Origin of the sequence: Solibacillus cecembensis, assembly GCF_050272495.1 — a bacterium.
In the GTDB taxonomy this organism is placed as follows: Bacteria; Bacillota; Bacilli; order Bacillales_A; family Planococcaceae; genus Solibacillus; species Solibacillus cecembensis.
In genome coordinates this window covers 46,066-69,009 of sequence record NZ_JBNNMF010000017.1, presented here as the reverse complement: position 1 = coordinate 69,009, position 22,944 = coordinate 46,066, and the positions used below count along the sequence as shown (strand labels likewise).

The following is a 22,944-nucleotide window of genomic DNA, read 5'->3' as shown; positions in this document are numbered from 1 at the left end:
TACACGTCCTATTCTTCTTTAAAAATTTTGTTGTAATAATCTGCCTATAAATCGTACCATCAAACGTATAGGCATACAAATAGTTCACGTGTTTTCAATTTCATATGTTAATAATGTAACAAATTTAATGAAGGAGGGCTTTAAATGAACAATGGTAATTGGTTCAATCAATTTGATATGACTAGTGAGCAATTTTATCAAGGTTATCCGCAGCAACAAATGCCGATGCAAATGGGAATGCCAATGCAAATGGGGATGCCAATGCAGATGGGAATGCCAATGGAAATGGGAATGCCAATGCAGATGGGAATGCCGATGCAAATGCCAATGCCATCACAACAACCAATTCAGCTTCCAATACAATCGGGTTCTACCCAGTTCGCGGACCCGCGCATAGCACCAACTCAACAGTTCGAACAAATAAATATGACAACTGAGGTGGTTCCACACGTTTCACCATCACATTTGACTACTATTAACAGACATATGATCAATCATCAATATCATTTCCCACATACAGAATCTTGCGTGAATGAATGCTGTGAAACGCATACAATGTGTGGGACACCATTTAGACCACAAATGCCAATGCATACATGTAATTGCAACTGCAGAAAACCAAAAGGGCATTGTTAATAAACTAGAAATTTAATCAGTAGAGATATCTTAACCATTCATGCGATATAAATAAGTTAAATAGATCTTCTCGCCGGTAAGTCAACATGCCAGCGAGAGGGTTATTATAATGGCTAAAAAATTTTAGGGACAACCTTTTGTGAATAAAACATAGTGGAAGTAACAACCGTTTATGAAAAGGTCATGATCTAGCAGTATATTTCTTGCGTCTCTTTAATACATTGGTAAAAATGTAAACTTTAAAAGGGGATATGATCTTGCCAAAAATAGCTTCTGTCGGTACATATACACCGCCATTTTCATTGGCGCAGTCGAATATTCAACAATTAACGAAAGAGCTTTTTCAACAGCAAATGCCTAAAATTGATCGGTTGCTCAATGTTTTTGTGAACGGTGAAATTGAAACGCGCCATTTTTGTGTGCCACCTGAATGGTATCGTGAGGCGCATACATTTGAGGAACGCAATGAATTATATGTCGAGCTAGCGGTTGCCTATAGCGTGGAAGTGATTCAAAAATGTTTAACGAATCCGGCATTTTTACAAACAGCGATTGCAACGGAGGATATTGATGCTGTCATTTTCGTCAGTAGTACAGGTATTTCCACACCAAGTATTGATGCACGTGTCATGAATATCCTGCCATTTTCAGATGAAGTCGTTCGCATGCCGATTTGGGGACTTGGGTGTGCTGGAGGGGCTGCGGGTGTGAGTCGCGCCTTTGATTATTGCAAAGCGTATCCAAAAGCGAAAGTACTCGTCGTTTGTATTGAGCTATGTAGCTTAACCTTCCAAAAAGACGATTATACAAAAAGCAATATTGTCGGGGCGTCATTATTTGCGGACGGCGCGGCTTGTGTGCTCATATGTGGGGATCAAGTAGAACTGGAGCAGGACAAGCCAGTACCGCATATTATTGGGCGAAAATCAAAATGGATGCCAAATTCTGAGGAGGTGATGGGCTGGCAGGTGAAAAATGGGGGCTTGCATGTCGTGTTTGCTAAAAGCATACCGAATATTATTGCCACATGGCTCGGACCGTTTATCCATCAATTTTTAAATGATTATGACATTCAGCCAGAGCAAATTGATCATTTTGTTGCACATCCTGGCGGTAAAAAAGTGCTGCATGCATATGAGGAGGCATTGCAATTAGACAGCGTACACACTGCCATTTCCCGAGAGATTTTAAAGCATCACGGCAATATGTCGTCGCCAACGGTTCTGTATGTGCTCGAACAATTTATGTTGAAAGAATCGGCAGCGAACACGCTAGGATTATTAGTGGCATTAGGTCCTGGCTTTAGCGGGGAAGCGGTTTTGCTGGAATGGAGGGATTGATGTGGTATTTACAGTCATTATCATCCTGATTATCTTGCAAAGGCTAGTGGAAATTGTTGTGGCGAAACGCAATGAAAAAATGATGCTAGCAAAAGGAGCGTATGAGGTAGGGGCTTCTCATTATCCTTACATGATTTTATTGCATAGTAGTTTTTTTGTTTGCCTCATTATCGAGGTGATGTATAGTAACTTATCACAGACGCCAAATTACTTGTTGCTCGCTGTTTTCCTATTTTTACAGCTCATGAGAATTTGGTGTCTTACCTCATTAAAGTCGTTCTGGAATACGAAAATCATTATTTTACCTGGGGCAACGCTTGTCAAAAAAGGTCCATATGCGTTTATCCCACATCCGAATTACGTCGTCGTCTGTCTTGAAATTTTAGTGCTGCCACTTATGTTTCAAGCGTATTTTACCGTCGTTTGTTTCACACTATTAAATTTTGCGATGCTCGCAGTGCGGATTCCCGTAGAGGAAAAAGCTTTAAAGGAAGCAACGAAAATAAAAGTATAAAATAAGCCGATTGAAGTGGTTAATACTTCAATCGGCTTATTTTAACTTGATTCAGTGGGGTTCTCCCCCACTGAATCAAGTTAAGCCCCCGGCGGATGTCACAGATTTTAAGGGGGAGCTTTAAAAGAGGAAGTCAGCCTAAAAACGTCACATCGTGTGACAACGGCTGACTGACCCACGTCCTGTGGCCCCGAGCTCGAAAAAATCTGGACGCAATTACGCCGAGGCGTAATTGATTATTTAACAATCAACCCTAAAAGTGAGGCGAGTAGTGCTGCTTGCTGTGCAGAAACGGTGCAACCTTTTAATGAATTGATGCCAACTGTTAACGTTTCAAACGTGCATGAACTTAAGTCAACTTTCGCAAGTTTCGTTTCTTCGAGGTTTGCTTCGTTAATATTGCATTGTTCAAATTCAATGCTTTTAAAGGTGCAGTCATAAAAATCAGTCTGTCTTAGTTCACATGAAACAAATCGCACTTTATCAAATTTGGACTGTGAAAAAACCGATAAGTTACCGATACAGTGCTCGAATGTCACATTGCCAAAGCGAACATCTGTAAAGTTGACGCCAAGCAGTTTACAATTTTTGAAGTGGACACGGTGTATATTAGAGCCGTCCAAGCGAACATTTGATAAGTCGCAGTTTTCAAAAGTAACATCCAGAAAATCTGATTTTGAAAAGCTAGATCCAATTAAATTTGAATTTTTAATATGGGCAGTGGAAATACGTACGTGATCCAGTTGTTCACTTTCGAATTCATCGTCGATTATTTGGCAATCATAAAGTTCCAACTCATCTTCCATTTGCACATCATGGAAGGACTGCTTTGGCAAGTGATTCGCGATTTTTGGCGCGGCGATTTTCATATAATAAAACCTTCTTTTTCTCTAATTTTGTCCAATTTTACTAGATGTTAGTTGTTCGACCTCTAACAGCTACCTTTATATATAGAAGAAACTCCAATTAAAGGTATGCTCACATAATTGCAGTGATACAAGTTAAGAAGAAAGCTCCCTATAAAAATAGGGAGCTGGATGTTAGATTTTATTTTGATTTTACTTTACCAGTCCAAGTTTTGAAGCCGCCTTGTAATTGATAAATTTGAGTGTAGCCTTTTTTCTTTAATGACAATGCTGCACGCGCACTGCGACCAGAGTTTTGACAGTATAGATAAACTGGTAAATCTGGACGAATTTCTTTATGGCGTGTACCAAATTGTGTTGTCGGAATGTTACGGGCACCTAAAATATGGCCTGCCTCGAATTCTTTTGGTTCACGTAAATCGATTAATTGTGCTTTGCGGTAGCCTTGAATAAATTGTTCTTGTGTTAAATTTGTTACAGCTTTTTTTAATCGATATGAATTTACTAATACATAAACGATAATAATCGCTAAAACAGCTAAAATGGTATAAAGTATTGTCACTGCTAAATTGCCCCTTTCGTTCTCTATGTCTATTATAAGAGATGTATTACAGTTAGTCGAGTCAGTTTGTTAAAATAGTTAACCTGTTTCAGCGAAAGTTGCCTCTTTAATAAGTGGAGGATGAATGTCAAATCTCCAATTTTATTCAGAGGAGTTTCAAAAACTGCTGCATAGGGGAACAAAGGCTAAACCCGTCACGTCCTGTGACAACGCCTTTGTGATCACCATCGTGTTGACCCAAGCCCCGGCGGATGTCACAGATTTTTAAGGAGAGTTTTTCGAGAGGGCTCGAAAAAAATCTGGACGTCATTACGCCAAGGGGAAATTGAATTAGAGGAGAAGATGTGATTTTGAAAAAACAATGGTATTTTATTCATTCAGGTCCGTGTAGTCCTAGTTTTAATATGGCGTTAGATGAAGCGTTATTAGATTGGCATAGTGAGGGAAGTATGCCACCAATCATCCGTTTTTATGAATGGAACCCTGCGACGTTATCAATTGGGTATTTTCAACAAGCTGAGCGCGATATTAATCTGCAGGCAGTGAAGGATCAAAATTTAGGTTTTGTTCGTCGCCCAACAGGTGGACGTGCTGTTTTACATGATCAAGAACTTACATATTCCATTATTGTTTCTGAAAACTATCCAGATATGCCTGAAACGGTTACAGAAGCTTACCGCGTATTGAGTGAGGGGTTATTGCTTGGGTTTAGAAAATTAGGTTTGGATGCTTATTTTAGTGTTCCAGAGACGCAGGAAAGCTTGGCTGATTTAAAAAAACCGAAAAGCGCGGTTTGTTTTGATGCGCCAAGTTGGTATGAATTGGTTGTCGAAGGGAAGAAAGTTGCTGGGAGTGCGCAAACTCGTCAAAAGGGTGTTATACTTCAACATGGTGCAATTTTATTAGAACTTGATGAAGATTTATTATTATCATTATTCCGTTTTGCAACGCCTGAAGCGAAAGAGAAAATGCGTTTAAAATTGCCTGAGAAGGCGGTTGCGATGAATCGATTAGCATCAACTCCTTTTACGATTGAACAGTGCGTGAAGGCGTTCTCAGAAGGATTTGAAGAGGCATTGGACATTGACTTAGTTCCGTATGAATTAACGGCAGAACAACTTCATTATGTCAAACAATTAGAGCAATCTAAATACTTGACAGATGAGTGGAACTTCAAAAAATAAGTTACGAACACTTGTTTTATTTTTCGTGAAAATATTTTTAATGCGGGAAACGTTGATATGAGTGAGGTTTACGAAATCTTAAAAAAATCAACCCCTTGATTGAAATAAATTTATATTGTAATCTTTTTAAGGAAATAAATGAAAATCAACATATAGATTCTAAATGAAAAATCAAACACAATATATTGTGTTTGATTTTGGTTTTTGTTGGGAACAATAATTATTAGAGTGATTTTTAAAAGGAGGCTTTATTGATGGCAAGTGTATTAGAGCAAACCATCCAAATTAATCAGTTAAATCAAGATATCGAACAATTCCCCCAGGTGCATTCAATCACATCCGATATGCATCTTACGCATAAAGGGGTATCTCGTCTTGTAATGATTGATCGTTATTCTTTTAAGGATACGGAAAAGAAAACGTTAAAAGCAGGAGATTTTGTTGTATTAACGGTCAAACAAGATCCGAAATTCCCTGCACGTGGTCTCGGAATTATTCAATCGATTGACCATGAAAATAAGATGGCCTCAATCATGATTGAAGCAGATTATCGACATGTATTGGACGAGAGCGAGCAAGCAACAGGTATTATTATGCGTTCGTTAGATATTATCGAAAAGCCTTTAGAAATTTACTATGAGCAAATTGCGAAACGAAATGCAACAGGTTTAGCATCCGTAGAAAAGACGGAAGAAAAACGCCAAGAATGGTTTGAGAAGTTTTATGAGCAGCTTGTAAGCCTGAAATTTATTCCAGCTGGACGCGTTATTTATGGGGCAGGTTCTGAAACAGAAGTAACATTCTTTAACTGTTATGTAATGCCCTTTGTAGCGGATTCTCGTGAAGGTATTAGTGATCACCGTAAGCAAGTAATGGAAATTATGAGTCGTGGTGGCGGTGTTGGTACGAACGGTTCCACACTACGTCCACGCAACACATTAGCGCGCGGTGTAAATGGTAAATCATCTGGATCAGTTAGCTGGTTGGATGATATTGCTAAGTTGACTCATCTTGTAGAACAAGGTGGTTCAAGACGTGGCGCTCAGATGATTATGTTAGCAGATTGGCATCCAGATATCGTGGAATTTATTATTTCAAAAATGCAAAATCCACGTATTTTACGTTATTTAATTGAAAATACAGCGGATGAATCAATTATCCGTTTAGCGAAAGAAAAGTTGAAATTCAAGCCGTTAACACAGCAAGAAGATGCTATGTATCAAGGAATAGTTAACTTTAAAAACATCGAAGGCTTCGGTGGCTTTAACGCGGCAATTATCCGTGATGCAGAATCCAAATTACGCGACGGTGGTACATATTCTGTACACAATCCAGAGTTTTTAACAGGTGCGAACATTTCGGTAACATTAACGAAAGAATTTATGGCTGCTGTTGAAAATGATGAAGATTTCCCATTACGCTTCCCGGATGTGGCAAATTACACACCAGAGCAAATGAAAGATTACAATGAAAAATGGCATGAAGTTGGCGATGTTCGTGAATGGGAAAAGCTCGGCTATCCTGTTCGTACAGATCGTACAATTAAAGCAAAAGAGCTTTGGAACTTAGTAAATATTTGTGCGACGTATGCTGCTGAGCCAGGTATTTTCTTCATCGATAATGCGAATGATATGACGAATGCACAAAGCTATGGTCAAAAAGTAGTTGCAACGAATCCGTGTGGTGAACAACCACTAGCACCATATTCAGTATGTAATTTAGCTGCGGTAAACTTAGCGCAGTTTGCAAATAAAGAAACGAAAACAGTTGATTATGAAGCATTACGTCAAACGGTTCAAGTCGGCGTACGTATGCAAGATAACGTAATCGACGCAACACCGTACTTCTTAGACGATAATAAAAAGCAAGCACTTGGTGAACGCCGTGTTGGTCTTGGTGTTATGGGTCTTGCCGATTTACTTATTTACTGTGAAAAAGAATACGGTTCAGATGAAGGTAATGCACTTGTTGACGAAATCTTTAAAACAATTGCGATTGCCGCTTATGAACAATCGATTGAGCTTGGAAAAGAGCGCGGTAGCTTCCCATTCTTGCAAGGTGCAACGGATGCAGAAACTGCTCGTTTACGTGAAGCTTTTACAAACACAGGCTTCATGAAAAAAATGCCAGAGCATATTCGTGAAGGCGTGATCGCAAACGGTATTCGTAACTCTCACTTATTAACAGTTGCTCCTACGGGGTCTACTGGGACAATGGTCGGAGTTGCAACAGGACTTGAGCCTTACTTCAGCTTCACTTATTACCGTTCAGGTCGTTTAGGGAAGTTTATCGAAGTAAAAGCGGAAATCGTGAAAGAATACTTAGATGCAAACCCAGGTGTAGATGAAAATAATTTACCGAACTGGTTCAAAGCTTCGATGGAATTATCAGCAGAGGCACATGCCGATGTACAGTGCATTATCCAAAACTGGATCGACTCATCGATTTCGAAAACAGTGAACGCGCCAAAAGGTTACACAGTTGAGCAAGTGCAAAATGTGTACGAGCGTTTATATAAAGGTGGAGCAAAAGGCGGTACAGTATACGTGGATGGTTCACGTGATTCACAAGTACTAACGCTAAAAGCCGAAGAATCAAATTCAGATGAGCAAATGGAATTTGAAGAATTAAAGCAAGAAGAAGTCGTAGTAAAACGCCAAGTTGTATTAGTGGATACTATTAAACCACTAGCAGATACGGATGTAACAATCGGTTCAGAAGTAGGAAATACATGTCCGGTATGCCGTCAAGGTACGGTAGAGGAAATGGGCGGCTGTAACACATGTACAAACTGTAGTGCGCAGCTGAAGTGTGGATTATAAAATAAATTCGCAAAGTATATAAAAAAATGTGATGAACACCCCTTTAGATTGAACCTTATCTAAAGGGGTGTTTTTTGACCAAAAGAGTAAGAAGGTGGCCAACTATAGAAGATGAATCAAAGAAGGCTGTAATAAACAAGGATAGGCATAGATGTAGCTTTGTAATAAAGTTTGATTAAAATCCTCTCACCTCTGTAGATTTCTTAGAGGTTAGATGATTTTTTGTTGGATATTTATGTTAATGTAACTATAAGGATTGTGGAGAAATGCACTTAAACTAACGAAGCAGTTTAGTGCAATAAGGAGTACCTTCAAAATTATGGGGATTTCCAACGCTAAGTTAAGAAATGTGACCAAACGACGCTTTGGAGACGTTTTTTATTTAACTAACGTCTCAGTTTATTTGAATAAAAAAAGTGTACAATAAGGACTTATTCATTTGAATATGTCTTTTTTATTTTAGAAAAGTGCATCTTTTTTTGATGGTCAGCTCTCTAATAGATAAGGTGGTGAAAAGGATGACGGTTAACGAAAAGAAAGTAAAACAATCAATCAGAGGGGACCGGGAAGCACTTCTATTTTTACTGAAGCAAGAAAAAGAGAAGCTTTATAGGACTGCTTATAGTTATGTTCGGAATGAGGAGGATGCTTTAGATGTTTTCCAGCAAACAGTGCTGCTGGCGATTGAGTCCATTCATCAGCTACGAGAGCCAAAGTATTTCACGACATGGCTGATGAAAATTTGTATCAATGTATCGCTTGGTGTACTTCAAAAACAAAAGAACGTGATTTTAATTGATGAGTTAAAATTTCAATCTCTCTCCACTGAAATCGCAACATCTGATGAAAAGATGGACTTACTTGATGCTATTTATCGATTAGATGAAAAATATAAAACGGTTCTACTCTTAAAATATTATGAGGATTTGACTTTCGAACAAATAGCAGAGGTACTTGGCGAACCGCTTGGTACAGTGAAATCGAACGGCAAAAGAGCGTTAGCGAAAATTAAAAAGACATTGAAGGGAGTGTACATAGATGAACGAACAAAACCGATTTAAAGAGGCTATGAATGAAATTCCTGTTCCTTCTAAAGAATTAGACGCTATTTTGGATGACGCTTTTCAGCAAGAGAAGAAGCAACGGAAATTCCCTTTTAAACGAATGGTTAAATATACTGCTGCCGTGGGAATTCTATCGATTGGTCTAATTTCATCTGTTTATGTTTCACCTGCATTTGCTAACTTTGTTACACAAATCCCCATTATTGGTCAGGCATTCGACTATTTCATTTCACAAGAAGACTACTATCAAGCATATGAGGAGATCAGTACAGATATTGGTTTAGTTGAAGAAAGCAATGGGATTGAGATAATTATTGAGCAAGCATTTTACGATGGGAGTACGGTAACTCTTTCATATGTTTTACGAGCTGAAGAGGATTTAGATTCATTTCCGACTTTTGAGAATATGCCAACGAATATAAGTAACGCAGGCTATGGTGGGAAGTATGTGAACGGTGTTGGCTATGTTGGTATGATGACGGTATCCATGCGTGATAACCCGCAAGACAAAGTGAATATAGAGTGGAGTCCTCAAGCAATTCATTCAGGAGAAAAAGTAATGAAAGGTGACTGGCATTTTGAATTTTCTTTAAACAAGCTAGATGGAAAACAGATCGTAATTAATGAGCAAGTAAACAAAGAGGGGGTAAAGGTCGAGCTAATCGATGCAATCAAAACAGATGTTAATTTAACGATTAATTACTTACAAGATATCGATCCTGCTGTTCATGAAAGATGGAGGTATGTTGAGGCTGAGTTGAGTGCGATTGATAATTTAGGCAATAAATATGAAGTGCCGTATAATGGTGGATCTGGCACAAAGGATGGGGATTCGAGTGAAGATATCACATGGAATGCAACAATTCATGGACTGGATCCCAAGGCAACATCGATTATGTTTTATCCATTCGCTCATGTAAGTAATAGTCAAAGTGATAATAAACGAATTGATTTCGAACCTATTACGATTGAATTAAATTAACTATTTATCCTTATTGCACTAACGGGGGCTTTACTTGAAGATCATTGAGTTGCATATGCAGCTCTTTTTTCTTTATTGAACTAACGGAGCAGTTTAGTTGAACTAGGAATATGTTAATGTTAATAAGGGGGAGTATGAAATTGAAAAATTATTTCAACGTTATATCGGTACTAATATGTGGATTTGATTTAGTGGTTTATATTTTATTTTTAAACGGAATTGATTTAGTTCCAGATGAAGTAATCTTTCCTTTAATGATAGGTGGTTCAATTATTGGGTTTATTCTTTCGTGGTTTGGCAATAAAGGAGTTACAAGAAACATAGGTATTTTTGGAAATGCTTTTGTTCTATCATTTACAGTAATTGGTCCACACATAGTGCGTGCTTTTATATGGAATGCACCTTAACGAACTGTTCACTAACGAGGGGCATTAGCAGAACAAGGCTGCCTTTAGGGTAGCTTTTTCTTATTGAACTAACGAAGCAGGTTAGCGGAATAAGAGATATAATTATCATAGCTTTACTCGTAGACAATTGATAAAGGAGAAATCCCATCTTATGTTTAGTTTTTTAAATATAGCAAAATTAAAAAAAGATGATTTAAAAGGCATTGCAAAATTAATGTATCGGGATGTATCAGATGATTCCTGGGATAAAGAGAACCTAACTAAAAGAAATTTAGACTTCACTATTGAGAGTATTCGTTATATTGATATGTATGCAAAAAGATTAATAAATACGGATTTTGGTACTGAACTGTTAAATAAGCATTTTGATAATTTTGTGGTTCGAATAGGTGCGTATATTGGTGAGGTTATCAAAAATTATATTAATCAAGACTTTTACTGGTATGAGTCTGATTCTGTACGTAATTACTCTCCCAGTCTTGATGGAGAGTTTAGTAATAGCAAAACACAGAGTGTTCTTTATTCTAAAAAGAGGGATATGGTGATATTACCTTTGAATGTGGTATCGCAATTTTTGAAAGGGAACTCCCCATACAGTAATCTTCTTACTTACGTAGAAGAAGCGATTAAGCAAAATACTTAAATAAGAAATGTTACTCAACTAACGGGTGCTTTAGCAGAATAAGGCTGCCTTTAGAGTAGCTTTTTCTCTTTGAACTAACGAAGCAGGTTAGTTGAATAAGAAAATTTTTAGCTTGTTCCACAATCGGTCCAGATAATTGATTAAGCATCAAATATGGATATGCTATCTTTCTTGTGTATGAATATTTGCCACAATATTTAACAAGAAATGTTATGAACTGTTGATAGATTTCTCCTTAAATCCTCTATATTATTAAATATAAGGAGATGAAAAACATGATTGGTATGAATATTCGTGTTTTGCGTAAAAGGCATAAACTAAGTCAAGAACAATTGGCTGAAAAGGTAAACGTATCACGGCAGACCATAGCGAAGTGGGAAAATGGGGAGGCCCTACCAGATATTTATAAATGCAAGATACTCGGTGATATTTTTCAAGTAACCATAGATCAATTATCTCGCAATATGAATGAAGAAGAAGCAAACCAGATAAGTCCTAAAGGGAAGCAGTTCTTTGGTGTTGTGAAGGTAGGAGAACGCGGACAGATTGTAATTCCAAAACAGGCACGTGAAATGTATCAGATTCATGCAGGTGATAAACTGGTTGTTTTGGGAGAGGATGCGACAAAAGGAATTGCTGTCTTAAAAAGTGACGGCTTCCTAGAATTTGCAGAGATGATTCGAAATGCGGAATCGAAGGATGAGATCGAATGAGTAAAATCGTCTTTTTTTCGTTACCCGCACATGGTCATACCAACCCGACTATTCCGGTAGTAACCGAATTAATAAAGAAAGGTCATCAAGTTTGGTATTATTCCTTTTTAGAATTTCAGGAAAAAATAGGGGATACAGGTGCTTTATTTATGGCTTGTGATGAATTCTTACCTAAAGTTTCACATAAAGAATTGGACCGTAAGGTTGGCAAAGATTTTGCAGCATTGATTGAAATGGTAGCGGATACCACAATTGCTTTGGATAAAAAGGTGTGTAAAGAATTAAGGGAAATTCAGCCAGACTGCATTGTATCTGACTCTTTATGTATTTGGGGAAAATTATTTGCTGAGAAACTAGGAATTCCATATATTTGTTCGACTACTTCGTTTGCCTTTAATCAGTATACAGTAAAATTAATGAAGCGGGGTTTCATGGAAGTCTGGAGAATGATTGTAGGCATGCGGAGGATTAACAGAAAAATTAAACTATTAAACGATCATGGTTATCGAGTAGAGAATTTTGTATCGCTAGTTCAAAATGATAATGAAACGGACACCATTGTTTACACGTCGAAAGAATTTCAGCCGATGGCGGATACCTTTTCTGAGCGCTATGCCTTTGTTGGACCATCCATAAGGCAGTCTGTACCGATACAGAATGACAAAAGAGTTAGAAAAGTAATATACATCTCTCTTGGAACTGTACTAAATCAGAATCAGGATTTTTACCAAAACTGTCTCAAAGCATTTGGAAAGACAGACTATGATGTTGTGATGTCAGTTGGCGAAAAAACTGAGATATCGTCTCTTGATAGCGTACCAGAAAATTTCATAGTGAAAAACGCTGTGGATCAGATCTCGGTATTACAGAGAGCAGATGTATTTATTACCCACTGTGGGATGAATAGTACGAATGAAAGTCTATATTTTGGAGTTCCAATGGTTTTATTTCCGCAACATAGCGAACAAAGAATTGTAGCTGACCGAGTTGCCCAGCTCGGCGCAGGATTAAAACTTAATAGAAAAAATCCAAAGTATATAGCAACAGCGGTAGCTGAAGTGCTTACAAATCGAGCATATCAGGAAGAAGCGCAGAAACTGTCAGAAAGCTTTAGGGAAGCTGGTGGTGCGTTAGAAGCTGCCAATGTGATCCTGAGTAAAATTGGAGAGAAATCATAACGGCTTTGTATTCTGCAAAAGATTAAATATCTGAACAAAACTTCCACAATCGCGCCCGATTGTGGAATAAGCGTCCCTTTTCTTATTCAACTAACGGGGGCTTTAGTGAAAGGCCATTTCAAGAATCTTCCCAAACGACGCTTTGGTAACATAAATAACTTATGCTAAACTTTAGTAAATTTTTCAAGAAAGAAGGAACATAATGAATTATATTAAATCTTTACGACAACACATTGGTACAAGACCGATAATTGCACCAGGGTCTGCAATTATTGTTTTGAATGAAAAGAATGAAATATTATTACAATTACGTTCAGATACAAATGATTGGGGGCTTCCTGGTGGCGGTATGGAAATTGGGGATAGTTTTGAAGAAACCGCTCAAAAAGAGTTATTTGAAGAAACGGGATTAATCGCTCAAGAATTGATATTAGTCGGATTAGCTTCTGGGAAAGAATTATATTATAAGTTCCCTCATGGGGATGAAATTTACAATGCAACTGCGATTTATAAAACTACAAAAGTAACTGGTCCTATTAAGAAAAATGAAGAAAGCAAAGCATTAAAATATTTCTCTTTAGACAAACTTCCTAATCTAAATTATACAACTTTAAAGTTACTTGAAAAGGTTGGCTACATTTCAATTGATTAATCTGAAACAGTTATTTCTTTAATTTAATAGCCTGCTATACTAATTAGTCATAACAGTATCTTTAACGAAACTTAGAAAATAATCCATGGAATGAACTGTTTTAACATAAATTTTTATACATACTAATTACTCAATAACGTTCCCAAATTAAAGCTTGGTAACATTTCAAACAGCGACAAACACTGTTAAATCGGTTTTTATCGCTATTTTTTATAGAAAATAACACTCTGAGACGCAGCGAAAAATGATTTGAATGAAGGCTGTTCGATCCACTTGTTCTGAGTATTGGTAACGTATAAATAGAATCTCAATGAAAGGTTATCAAAGGACGCTTTGGGAATCTTATTCTCCAACTAACTTAGTAATTTGTGGTATAATTTGGTTATTGACTTAAAACTTGGGGGTCTTAAATATGGAGAATTCTGCATTAGAAACTATAGTTGAATTAACAAATATAGAACAGTGGTTAGAAGCTTTTCCTATTATGAAACAATTACGAACGGATTTAACAGAAGAAACCTATATAAAGTTACTTCAAGATATGAATAAAGATGGATATAAGCTATACGCAATGTACGTTGAAGATAAAATAGTTTCATTAGTTGGACTAAGTTGGAGAATTAATTTTTATAATAAACGTCATATTTTTATTTACGATTTAGTAACAGATGTATCTTATCGTTCATTTGGTTATGGAGAGAAATTGTTAAAATACATACATGGATGGGCTGATGAAAATGGGGCTGAGTATGTAGCTTTAGAATCAGGTATACAAAGAAGTGATGCACACCGATTTTATGAGGATAAATTTGAATACGACAAATGGTGTTATTCCTTTAGAAAAACATTGTAACTCTTTTTTAGTGCAACAAGTATTTATAACGTATACAAAATACAATTAAATAACGTTCCCAAATCCAAGTTTGGGGATACACCAAAAGCTACGAATGTTATTAAATCAACGTTTCGTGGCTTTTCTTATTGACATTGCTTATTCATCTTTTAATACAAGTAGTGCAAACGATTGATGTAGCCGTATTTTTACTTGTTTGGTTTGTTTTTCACGTTGCATAAAATCGTGTATATTTCTTAACGTTTTAAATCTGAATATGACGCTACCCCGGCTTTAGCATAAAAAGGCAGCCTTTAGGGTAGCTTTTTCTTCTTAAACTAACGGAGCAGGTTAACTGAAAAAGTAACCAGACACTTTGTGGTTACGATGAATAAATTTCTTTTTACGTTAATGGAGCAGTTATACAAAATAAAAAGTAAACTAATTGATTCTTTACTAAACATTTTAAATGGTGTACTCTAATTATAGAATGATCGTTCTAAAATGTTATTAAAGGAAATTGTCCATTAAGGAGAAGGAAGTACAATGTCTAGAAATAGGGAATTTGATGAGAAAGTCGTCCTTAGAAAAGCGATGGAACTCTTCTGGAAGCAAGGTTATGAAAAAACATCAATGCAAGATTTGGTTGATTATATGGGTATTCATCGTAGAAGTATATATGATACATTTGGAGATAAACGCTCACTGTTCTTAGCTTCTTTAACTTTCTATGAAACGTTTGTTATCGAAACATTTACTGGAATTATCAGTAACTCTACAACAGTAAAGAAAGCTATTCGGGATGTTTTTAATTATGTTATACAATCAGCTGAATTAGACGTCTATCCAACAGGCTGCTTATCAGTAAATGCTGCTGTAGAGCTATCCTTACTAGATCAAGATATTAAACGTATAGTGACAAAAATGTTTAAAGATACAGAGGTTATGTTCGAGCAAATGCTTAAAGAAGGTCGAAAAAAAGGTGAGTTGAATGAAGAGCTAAATCCTCAAATTACTGCCCAATTTCTGCATAATAACCTTGTTGGTTTAAGGGTCATAGTTAAAACAAACTATTCAAAAGAGGAATTAGAAAGTATCCTTGATTTAATGTTGAAAGTGTTAGATTAGCGCTTTCTTTTTTCTTTATTAATTCTAGAACGGTCGTTCTTAAATGTTAATGTGATAAAACAAAATTAAAAATAAGGAGAATTCATATGTCAAACTTCACAATACCGACAGAATCAACATTTATAGAGGTGAATGGTACTCGTTTTGCGTACAGAAAATTTGGGGCTGAAACAGGTACACCTGTTGTTTTCTTAGTGCATTTTAGAGGGACAATGGAAAACTGGGACCCGAATATGGTTGCTCCAATCGCGAAAGAACGACCAGTTATTCTTTTTGATAATAAAGGTGTGGGGGAAACAAATGGGCAAACACCAGAAACTATTAGTGAAATGGCTCAGGATGCCGCAACGTTCATTAAAGCACTGGAATTAAATAAAGTTGATCTTTTAGGTTTTTCAATCGGTGGAATGGTTGCACAAGAATTAGCCTTACAGGAAGGAGACCTTATTCGTCGAATTATAATTGCTGGTTCTTCTCCAGAAGCAGGGGTAAACCCAGAACCAGTGATTTTTGAAAGAATGCAACGTCATGGAGGGAATTTAGACAATGCATTAGACGATTTCATGTTCTTCTTCTACAAATCAACTGAAACAAGTAAATCTGCTGGGATGGATTCTTTGCAACGAATTATGAGCCAGAAACAATTTGAAAGCTCAGATCAAGTTCAAGCTGCTCAACTAAACGCTGTTGCAAAATGGGCACAACCGAAGCCTGATCAAGATTATGACTGGTTGAAAAATATCCCTCACCCAGCACTTGTGACGAATGGCATCGAAGATGTGATGGTACCAACAAAAAATAGTTTTATCTTATCTGAGAAGTTACCAAATGCCCAATTGATCATTTATCCCGATTCTGGTCACGGACACTTATTCCAATTCCCAAAGTTATTTGCTGAGAATGTGAATTCATTTTTAGATGCCATATCACTATAAGATTTATAATAAGCAAACAAAAAAAGGAGCTTGATTATGAGTAAATTATTTGATGAAGTACGTATTGGGAATTTCAACTTAAAGAATAGAATAGGTATGGCACCTATGACCAGAAGTCGTGCCTTAGAAGACGGGACACCGAGTGACTTAGCGGTTGAATATTACGGTCAACGAGCATCAGTTGGTTTAATTATTAGTGAAGGTACTCAACCTTCTGACGACGGTCAAGGCTATACAAACACACCGGGTATATATACTAAAGCTCACATTGATGGTTGGAAGAAAATCACTTCAAAAGTTCATAGTGAAGGCGGTAAACTGTTTATTCAACTGATGCACGTCGGAAGAGTCTCTCATCCTGACAACACACCACATCACCGTCAAGCTGTTGCACCATCAGCTATTGCACCGAATGTGGAAATCTTCACGGCAGAAGGAATGAAGGGAATTCCTACACCAAGAGAGTTAACAGAAGGAGAAATTAAAGAAGTCATAAATGAATTTCGTATAGCAGCACGCTCTGCTATTGAAGCTGGAGCAGATGGTGTTGAAATTCATGGTGCTAACGGTTACCTTATTCAACAGTTCTTAAGCGAAAATGCAAATCACCGTCAAGATGCATATGGTGGTTCTATTGAAAACCGTTCCAGATTTGCGATTGAGGTAGCTAAAGCAGTAGTTGAAGAAATAGGTGCAGAACGGACAGGTATTCGTTTTTCCCCACAAGGAACATTGAACGGGATAGAAGAAGGGGAAACAAATATTGATATGTATCGTTATTTAATTGCGGAGTTAGATAAGCATAATCTTGCCTATCTTCATGTCATGCACTTTGGAAATGAACCATTAGTACAGGAAATTCGCGAATTATGGTCGCAAGCGCTTCTTATTAACCGACCAGGACGACCTTTAGAGCATTTAGGAGTAGACGTAGATAGTGAAGTGGCTGATGTTGTTACCGTAGGAACTTGGTTAATCTCAAACCCTGATTTGGTGGAACGTTTAAAAGTTGGCGCACCATTGAACGAACCTGACCGAAATACAATGTATGCTGGCGGTGCGGAAGGATATATCGATTATCCTTCCATGAAACAATAACTGGCATATAAACGGCAGGAACAATTAATGAAACTTTCCCATATCTATTCAATTCTTGGGGGAGTTTCATAATGTTTGCGTTAAAAGAGAATAATGAAGTTTCAGGATATTTTGTTTTACAATAAAATCAGGAATTCATTAGTAATTAATGTAGAGAGGCAGGCGTTTTGGCATGAGAGCATTTGTAATAGAAGGATATAAAAAAGATCCTACTTTTATTGAACGACCAATGCCCAAAATAAGAGATAATGAGGTTTTAGTGGAAGTACATGCAGCGAGTATTAACCCTCTTGATACAAAAATACGTAAGGGCGAATTAAAACTTTTGTTGCAATACGACATGCCTTTAACGTTAGGTAACGATTTTAGTGGAACCATTATCCAAGTTGGTAATGGGATAACCAAATTCAATGTGGGTGATGAAGTTTTCGGTCGTCCTCGTTCAGAAAAGATGGGTACATTTACAGAATATCTATCTGTTCATGAAGCAGATATTGCTTTAAAACCTAAAAACCTTAGTTTTGAAGAAGCAGCTTCTATCCCTTTAGTTGGATTAACTTCATACCAAGCTCTTCATGATATATTGAGTGTGAAAAACGGTCAAAAAGTTCTCATTCATGCTGGCTCAGGAGGCGTAGGAACTTTTGCTATACAACTAGCAAAAGAAATGGGAGCGTATGTTGCAACGACTTCTAGCGAAGGAATTGAATTAACCAAATCACTTGGAGCAGATAAAATCATTAATTATAAATCTGTGAATTTCGAAGACGTCATTAAAGATTATGACGCAGTAATTGATAGTGTTGGAGGTGAAACATTAGAGAAGTCATTTTTGACAGTAAAAAAAGGGGGTAAAATTGTTTCTATCGCTGGAACTCCAAATGGTCGTTTCGCAAAAGAAATGGGACTTGGTCTAATTAAGAAAACAATTCTCTCATTAGTCAGTTTAAAAATAACTGGATTGGAAAAAAAGAATGATATAAAATACACCTTTCTTTTTATGAAACATAGCGGGCAACAGTTAGAAATTTTATCAGAACTTTTAGAAGCAGGAACAGTGAAACCAACAATTGACCGAGTGTTTCCTTTTGAAGATGCTAAACATGCGTTAGCGTATACAGAAACAGGTAAAGCTAAGGGGAAAGTAATACTTAAATTAAGGTGATACTGAGTGTCTGAATGAGCGCTAGCGCAACAAAAAAGATTCCTTACTAATACAAATGTTATTCAACTAACGGGGGCTTTAGTTGAATATTCGGTTTCCGAAATGATCAATCCTTATTACAAAAAGCACTATACAGATATGAAAAATAGCCCCTATTTTGATCAATCTTTGTTCAAAGTAGGGGCTATGATTTTCTATAAGAATCATCATTTATAGCAGTGTTTTAATCATTCTTTATTCCAAGTCAGCAATAGGTACTACACTTATATCATTGGAAAAACTGCTCTAATAGTATTAATGAATCTATAATTATAAAGCTTTTATTCAGAAAGGGTTCATTTAATTTAGTAGAGTAATGAATTTGGTACAACTGCAAATTTGGTAATTGTTGTATAATTATAGGCGTGTTATTCTCTATAACGGTTACTTCCGGGTGGAAAGCATTTTCTTAATTCACTAGGGAATTTTTTGAGTAAAATAAAGGGAAACTGAAGGGGTGTTTCATGAAAATATTCGAGGCAAAGAAAGCTAGTAAAAAGATAGAAGGAAAAATGCTTTTAAAAGATGTTTCTATAAGCATATCACAGGGGGAAAAAGTGGCGATAACGGGGATAAACGGTTCTGGAAAAAGCAGTCTGTTGAAATTTATCGGTGGTATCTTTACAGAAACAGACGGGCAAGTGAAGCGAAACCAAATTAACATTGGCTATGTTCCAGAACACTTTCCAGAAAATATCCGATTTAAAATACAAGATTATTTAATGTTAACGGGCAAAATGTCTTCAAACGTGGATGAAGGATTTCTAAAAAGAATTGAGAAATATGCTAAGCTGTTTGCAATTACAGAATTCCTTAATACCCCTTTAAAAAATTGCTCAAAAGGGACTAAGCAAAAAGCTGGAATTATACAGGCGTTGTTAAAAAAACCTAATTTACTACTATTAGACGAGCCACTAACTGGGTTAGATGATAAGGCAAAAATTGAACTTTTAAATCAACTGAATTCACTTCAAAGGGATGTAACGGTAGTTTTTACTACACATGACTCACTACTAATTGAAAGTTTTGCTGGTAGGGTTTTAACTGTAGAAAGCGGAAGAATTATCTCGGATTCTACAACAAACAAAAAAGAGAAAGTAAGAATAATAAAAGCGAAAACTCTAAACAGAGTAATACTAGCAGAGATCCCGTCTATTAGGTATGAATTTGTAGGGGAAGATTTTGTTGAAATAATTGTTTCAGCCAATGAGTCTGATCAAATTTTGTCCATGTTACTTGAACGAGGCTGTTCAATCGTTGGATTAATGGAAAGGGGGGAGTAAGTTGTCAGCTTTCGTACAATATCAATTAATAAGCTTTATTCGCTCTCTAAAATTTATTCCACCTGTTGCTTTCTTTTTTGCATGGATATTTATATTATATGCCTATAAAAATGTTCCCATCCTCAGTAGTTACGCAGTATCTTCCATTGCATTGTACTTAATCATGACGTGGATGACAATGTCCATATTTACATTGGATGAAGAAAGCGAAAAGCATATTTTAATTTCTCATCTTAGAAGTAAGTTGAGTTACTTATATGGTAAATGGCTAACTCTTCTAGTAATAATGATACCTTTACTTTTATTTGCTGTCTTCTTCCCGATTATTACAGAAAGCTTCAAAGGAAAAATGTCGCTCAAGCTATATATTTTTACGTTTTACAGCCACTTAGTTTTCGTAATATTTGGGGTATTAGTCGGGACGTTACTTTCTGCTACTACATTCGCGACCAAAAAATATGCTTGGCTTTCTTCTGTATTTATAATCGTCGTTTCACTTGCTTCAAAGTCAATCATTGAAATAATGGCATTTGCTAAATGGATTTTGTGGGTATTTCCTCCAGTGTTTAAGGTGGTTGGTTATACGGAAGATGACAATCCATTACTAATCAATAAATACATAGTATTCGATAGTGTATTTGTCGTTATTTATCTATTCGTCGCTGCTGCCATATTAGTTCCCCTTTTTTTAAGAAAAGAAGGTTAGTTCTATCACTTGTGAAAAAGTCGTGAAGATTCAGCCCTGATAAAAGGAATATTTTGTTTGTGTTTACATTGATAGCGGGTATATAACGAAGTATTTCCTCCATCCTAAATGGGAGAGTAAAAATTGATTTAAAAAGGGGAAATAACTATGCCAAAACAATTATGGATCAACTTGCCGGTTAAAGATACAAATAAATCAAAAGAGTTTTATAGCAAACTAGGATTTTCAACGAATACACCACATGGGAATAGCGATCAAGTGCAATTAGTTATCGGGGATAATAATGCGAACATAATGCTTTTTCCTGTTGCCACCTTTGAGAGTTTTACGAAACATGAAATAGCCGATACAAAACAAGCGACTGAAGTATTATTTTCTATTGATGCAGAGAGCAGAGAAGAAGTAGATGAAATAGCAAAGAGGGCAGTAGAGGCTGGCGGTTCAATTTTTGGTGAGCCCTCAGAAAGCCAAGGTTGGATGTATGGCTGCGGTTTTGCTGATTTAGATGGTCACCGCTGGAATGTGTTGTATATGGATATGAGTAAAATGTAGAAGTGTTCTCCCGAGATAGGCATAAAACTGTTGGGTTCTTTCTGTATAAAATCAACGTTTACAACATACTTTTACTGAACTTTATTCAAAGGCTACAATCATTATTAAAGGAATTATTAAGTGTTGAAAATTTAAAAACAGACAGGAGCTAGATATGATGATAAAGGGTTTTGGAGGAATTTTTTGGAGAACTAAAAATATGGATGTTGTGAAAAAGTGGTACGGTGAAGTGTTGAAAGTTGATCTAGAAAGTTGGAATGGAACTGTCATTAAACCTCAATTAGGAAATGAGACAATCTTTTCATTCTTTACTGAGAATGACAGCTATTTCCCAACAGAACAACAAGTGATGTTAAACTTCGAAGTACATGACTTAAACGAGATGATTCAGCATCTTGAACATATTGGTGTACCTCTTGAAAAGGAAAAAGAGAGTAGTGAATTTGGAACGTTTATTTGGATTACAGATCCTGAAGGGCGACTGATCGAGCTGTGGGAGAAATAAAAACGTATTCTTTGGTGCAGCGTTGGTTTTGAGCTACATGGATGGTTAATTAATGGTACAAGATAGTTGAAGTTTTGATTTATGTGATATAATGTATCCTTTGAAAAGGAAGTAGATGGGCAAAGCGATTCTACTAATTTATTTATGATCTTGCAGGAGGATATAATAATTTATGGAAATTGAAAAAGAGATGAGTTCTGCTAAATTAATGTGGACAATGACCCGCCCACATACATTAACGGCGACATTTGCTCCTGTCATTTTAGGAACAGTTGTAGCACTGTATGTAACGGAAATTAATTGGTTATTGTTTTTTAGTATGTTATTCGCATGTTTAGCATTGCAAATTGCAACGAATTTATTTAATGAATATTATGATTTTAAACGTGGGTTAGATACGGCTGAATCAGTTGGCATTGGTGGTGGAATCGTCCGTCATGGATTGAAGCCAAAAAATGTTTTAACAGTTGCGATTTTATTGTATATTGTGGCAGCAATTATCGGTGTCTATATTTGTATCGCTACTACTTGGTGGTTAGCGGTCATCGGTTTATGCGGGATGGCAATTGGCTATTTATACACAGGTGGCCCATTCCCGATTGCGTACACACCATTTGGAGAGTTATTTTCTGGCTTATCGATGGGGACAGGTTTTGTATTAATTGCATTCTTTATTCAAGCGAATACTGTTACCATTGAAAGTTTATTAATTTCTATACCAGTTGGGATTTTAGTAGGGGCAATTAACATGTCCAATAATATTCGTGACATTGAAGAGGATATTAAAGGTGGACGAAAAACGTTGCCGATTCTTCTTGGGAGAGAGAAGTCTGTTCAATTTTTAGCAATTGCATTTTTCGTTTCTTATTTCTGGATTATCGTCATCGTATTAATGGGATATATTAGTCCATGGTCATTGGTATTGTTCCTCGGTGTGAAAAAACCAATCTCTGCTATTCAAAGTTTCAAAAAAGGCGCAACGGAACCTCAGTATATGCGTGACGCAATGAAATCAACAGCGCTGACGAATACGATTTTCTGCTTCCTGTTATCAATTGGATTATTAATTGGTTACCTAATTTAACAGTAGAATGTAAGCTACTTTGTACATAGTATTTGTAATTAGAGGCTTAGAAAA

At 36.5% G+C, this 22,944-nt stretch carries 24 protein-coding genes; 22 read left to right on the top strand and 2 right to left on the bottom strand.

Annotated elements, in window-relative coordinates; translation table 11 throughout:
- Positions 1 to 144: 144 nt before the first annotated feature.
- From ACQKIH_RS15360 to ACQKIH_RS15350, 3 genes are all read left to right on the top strand, one after another.
- Positions 145 to 636: a CotD family spore coat protein gene (locus tag ACQKIH_RS15360; protein WP_427767567.1), complete on the top strand. Its 492-nt coding sequence runs from the start codon at positions 145 to 147 to the stop codon at positions 634 to 636.
- A 257-nt stretch (positions 637 to 893) separates the two neighbouring features.
- Positions 894 to 1,976, top strand: a complete 1,083-nt coding sequence (locus ACQKIH_RS15355; RefSeq protein ID WP_427767565.1) for a type III polyketide synthase — start codon at positions 894 to 896, stop codon at positions 1,974 to 1,976.
- A 1-nt stretch (position 1,977) separates the two neighbouring features.
- Complete coding sequence (locus tag ACQKIH_RS15350; protein WP_427767563.1) at positions 1,978 to 2,490, top strand: isoprenylcysteine carboxyl methyltransferase family protein; 513 nt, start codon at positions 1,978 to 1,980, stop codon at positions 2,488 to 2,490.
- 236 nt (positions 2,491 to 2,726) lie between these two features.
- On the opposite strand, the gene ACQKIH_RS15345 is transcribed toward ACQKIH_RS15350, so the two are convergent.
- Together ACQKIH_RS15345 and ACQKIH_RS15340 are read right to left on the bottom strand one after the other, a co-directional pair.
- Positions 2,727 to 3,359, bottom strand: coding sequence for a pentapeptide repeat-containing protein (locus ACQKIH_RS15345; RefSeq protein WP_057983887.1), 633 nt, complete (start codon positions 3,357 to 3,359; stop codon positions 2,727 to 2,729).
- Positions 3,360 to 3,537: 178 nt separating this feature from the next.
- Positions 3,538 to 3,918, bottom strand: a complete 381-nt coding sequence (locus ACQKIH_RS15340) for a rhodanese-like domain-containing protein (protein ID WP_057983885.1) — start codon at positions 3,916 to 3,918, stop codon at positions 3,538 to 3,540.
- A 347-nt stretch (positions 3,919 to 4,265) separates the two neighbouring features.
- On the opposite strand from ACQKIH_RS15340, the gene ACQKIH_RS15335 reads away from it, so the two are divergent.
- The 19 genes from ACQKIH_RS15335 to ACQKIH_RS15245 all read left to right on the top strand — a co-directional run bounded on the left by ACQKIH_RS15335 (position 4,266) and on the right by ACQKIH_RS15245 (position 22,890).
- Positions 4,266 to 5,102 (top strand): lipoate--protein ligase family protein, encoded by an 837-nt coding sequence (locus tag ACQKIH_RS15335; RefSeq protein ID WP_486387653.1) that lies wholly within the window; start codon positions 4,266 to 4,268, stop codon positions 5,100 to 5,102.
- A 254-nt stretch (positions 5,103 to 5,356) separates the two neighbouring features.
- Entirely contained in the window at positions 5,357 to 7,924 is a 2,568-nt protein-coding gene (locus tag ACQKIH_RS15330; protein ID WP_427767560.1) for a vitamin B12-dependent ribonucleotide reductase, read from the top strand.
- A gap of 518 nt (positions 7,925 to 8,442) precedes the next feature.
- On the top strand, positions 8,443 to 8,985 hold the full coding sequence (locus tag ACQKIH_RS15325) for a sigma-70 family RNA polymerase sigma factor (protein ID WP_057990227.1): 543 nt from the start codon (positions 8,443 to 8,445) through the stop codon (positions 8,983 to 8,985).
- Positions 8,963 to 9,970, top strand: coding sequence for a DUF4179 domain-containing protein (locus ACQKIH_RS15320; RefSeq protein ID WP_427767558.1), 1,008 nt, complete (start codon positions 8,963 to 8,965; stop codon positions 9,968 to 9,970). Before ACQKIH_RS15325 ends, ACQKIH_RS15320 begins: the two co-directional genes overlap by 23 nt.
- A 140-nt stretch (positions 9,971 to 10,110) precedes the next feature.
- Positions 10,111 to 10,377, top strand: a complete 267-nt coding sequence (locus ACQKIH_RS15315) for a hypothetical protein (RefSeq protein ID WP_427767556.1) — start codon at positions 10,111 to 10,113, stop codon at positions 10,375 to 10,377.
- Between the two features lie 151 nt (positions 10,378 to 10,528).
- On the top strand, positions 10,529 to 11,020 hold the full coding sequence (locus ACQKIH_RS15310) for a hypothetical protein (protein ID WP_099424291.1): 492 nt from the start codon (positions 10,529 to 10,531) through the stop codon (positions 11,018 to 11,020).
- 275 nt (positions 11,021 to 11,295) lie between these two features.
- A complete protein-coding gene (locus tag ACQKIH_RS15305) occupies positions 11,296 to 11,733 on the top strand; it encodes a helix-turn-helix domain-containing protein (RefSeq protein ID WP_427767554.1) in 438 nt (145 codons plus the stop codon).
- On the top strand, positions 11,730 to 12,911 hold the full coding sequence (locus tag ACQKIH_RS15300; protein WP_427767552.1) for a macrolide family glycosyltransferase: 1,182 nt from the start codon (positions 11,730 to 11,732) through the stop codon (positions 12,909 to 12,911). Before ACQKIH_RS15305 ends, ACQKIH_RS15300 begins: the two co-directional genes overlap by 4 nt.
- Before the next feature lie 202 nt (positions 12,912 to 13,113).
- Positions 13,114 to 13,563, top strand: a complete 450-nt coding sequence (locus tag ACQKIH_RS15295) for an NUDIX hydrolase (protein WP_427767550.1) — start codon at positions 13,114 to 13,116, stop codon at positions 13,561 to 13,563.
- 412 nt (positions 13,564 to 13,975) lie between these two features.
- Positions 13,976 to 14,416 carry a GNAT family N-acetyltransferase gene (locus tag ACQKIH_RS15290; protein ID WP_427767548.1) on the top strand — a complete coding sequence of 147 codons (441 nt, stop codon included), beginning with the start codon at positions 13,976 to 13,978 and terminating at the stop codon, positions 14,414 to 14,416.
- Positions 14,417 to 14,941: 525 nt separating this feature from the next.
- Positions 14,942 to 15,523 (top strand): TetR/AcrR family transcriptional regulator, encoded by a 582-nt coding sequence (locus ACQKIH_RS15285; protein ID WP_427767546.1) that lies wholly within the window; start codon positions 14,942 to 14,944, stop codon positions 15,521 to 15,523.
- 86 nt (positions 15,524 to 15,609) lie between these two features.
- Complete coding sequence (locus tag ACQKIH_RS15280; RefSeq protein WP_427767544.1) at positions 15,610 to 16,458, top strand: alpha/beta fold hydrolase; 849 nt, start codon at positions 15,610 to 15,612, stop codon at positions 16,456 to 16,458.
- Between the two features lie 36 nt (positions 16,459 to 16,494).
- A complete protein-coding gene (locus ACQKIH_RS15275; RefSeq protein WP_427767542.1) occupies positions 16,495 to 17,556 on the top strand; it encodes an alkene reductase in 1,062 nt (353 codons plus the stop codon).
- A 172-nt stretch (positions 17,557 to 17,728) separates the two neighbouring features.
- Positions 17,729 to 18,721 (top strand): NADP-dependent oxidoreductase, encoded by a 993-nt coding sequence (locus ACQKIH_RS15270; protein WP_427767539.1) that lies wholly within the window; start codon positions 17,729 to 17,731, stop codon positions 18,719 to 18,721.
- A 503-nt stretch (positions 18,722 to 19,224) separates the two neighbouring features.
- The gene (locus ACQKIH_RS15265; RefSeq protein WP_427767536.1) at positions 19,225 to 20,043 is read left to right on the top strand and encodes an ATP-binding cassette domain-containing protein; all 819 of its coding nucleotides are present in this window, start codon (positions 19,225 to 19,227) and stop codon (positions 20,041 to 20,043) included.
- A 1-nt stretch (position 20,044) separates the two neighbouring features.
- A complete protein-coding gene (locus tag ACQKIH_RS15260; RefSeq protein ID WP_427767533.1) occupies positions 20,045 to 20,749 on the top strand; it encodes a hypothetical protein in 705 nt (234 codons plus the stop codon).
- Positions 20,750 to 20,896: 147 nt separating this feature from the next.
- Positions 20,897 to 21,301 (top strand): VOC family protein, encoded by a 405-nt coding sequence (locus ACQKIH_RS15255; protein WP_427767531.1) that lies wholly within the window; start codon positions 20,897 to 20,899, stop codon positions 21,299 to 21,301.
- Positions 21,302 to 21,458: 157 nt separating this feature from the next.
- On the top strand, positions 21,459 to 21,806 hold the full coding sequence (locus ACQKIH_RS15250) for a VOC family protein (protein WP_427767528.1): 348 nt from the start codon (positions 21,459 to 21,461) through the stop codon (positions 21,804 to 21,806).
- A gap of 172 nt (positions 21,807 to 21,978) precedes the next feature.
- Entirely contained in the window at positions 21,979 to 22,890 is a 912-nt protein-coding gene (locus tag ACQKIH_RS15245) for a 1,4-dihydroxy-2-naphthoate polyprenyltransferase (protein WP_427767525.1), read from the top strand.
- The last annotated feature ends 54 nt before the right edge of the window (positions 22,891 to 22,944 follow it).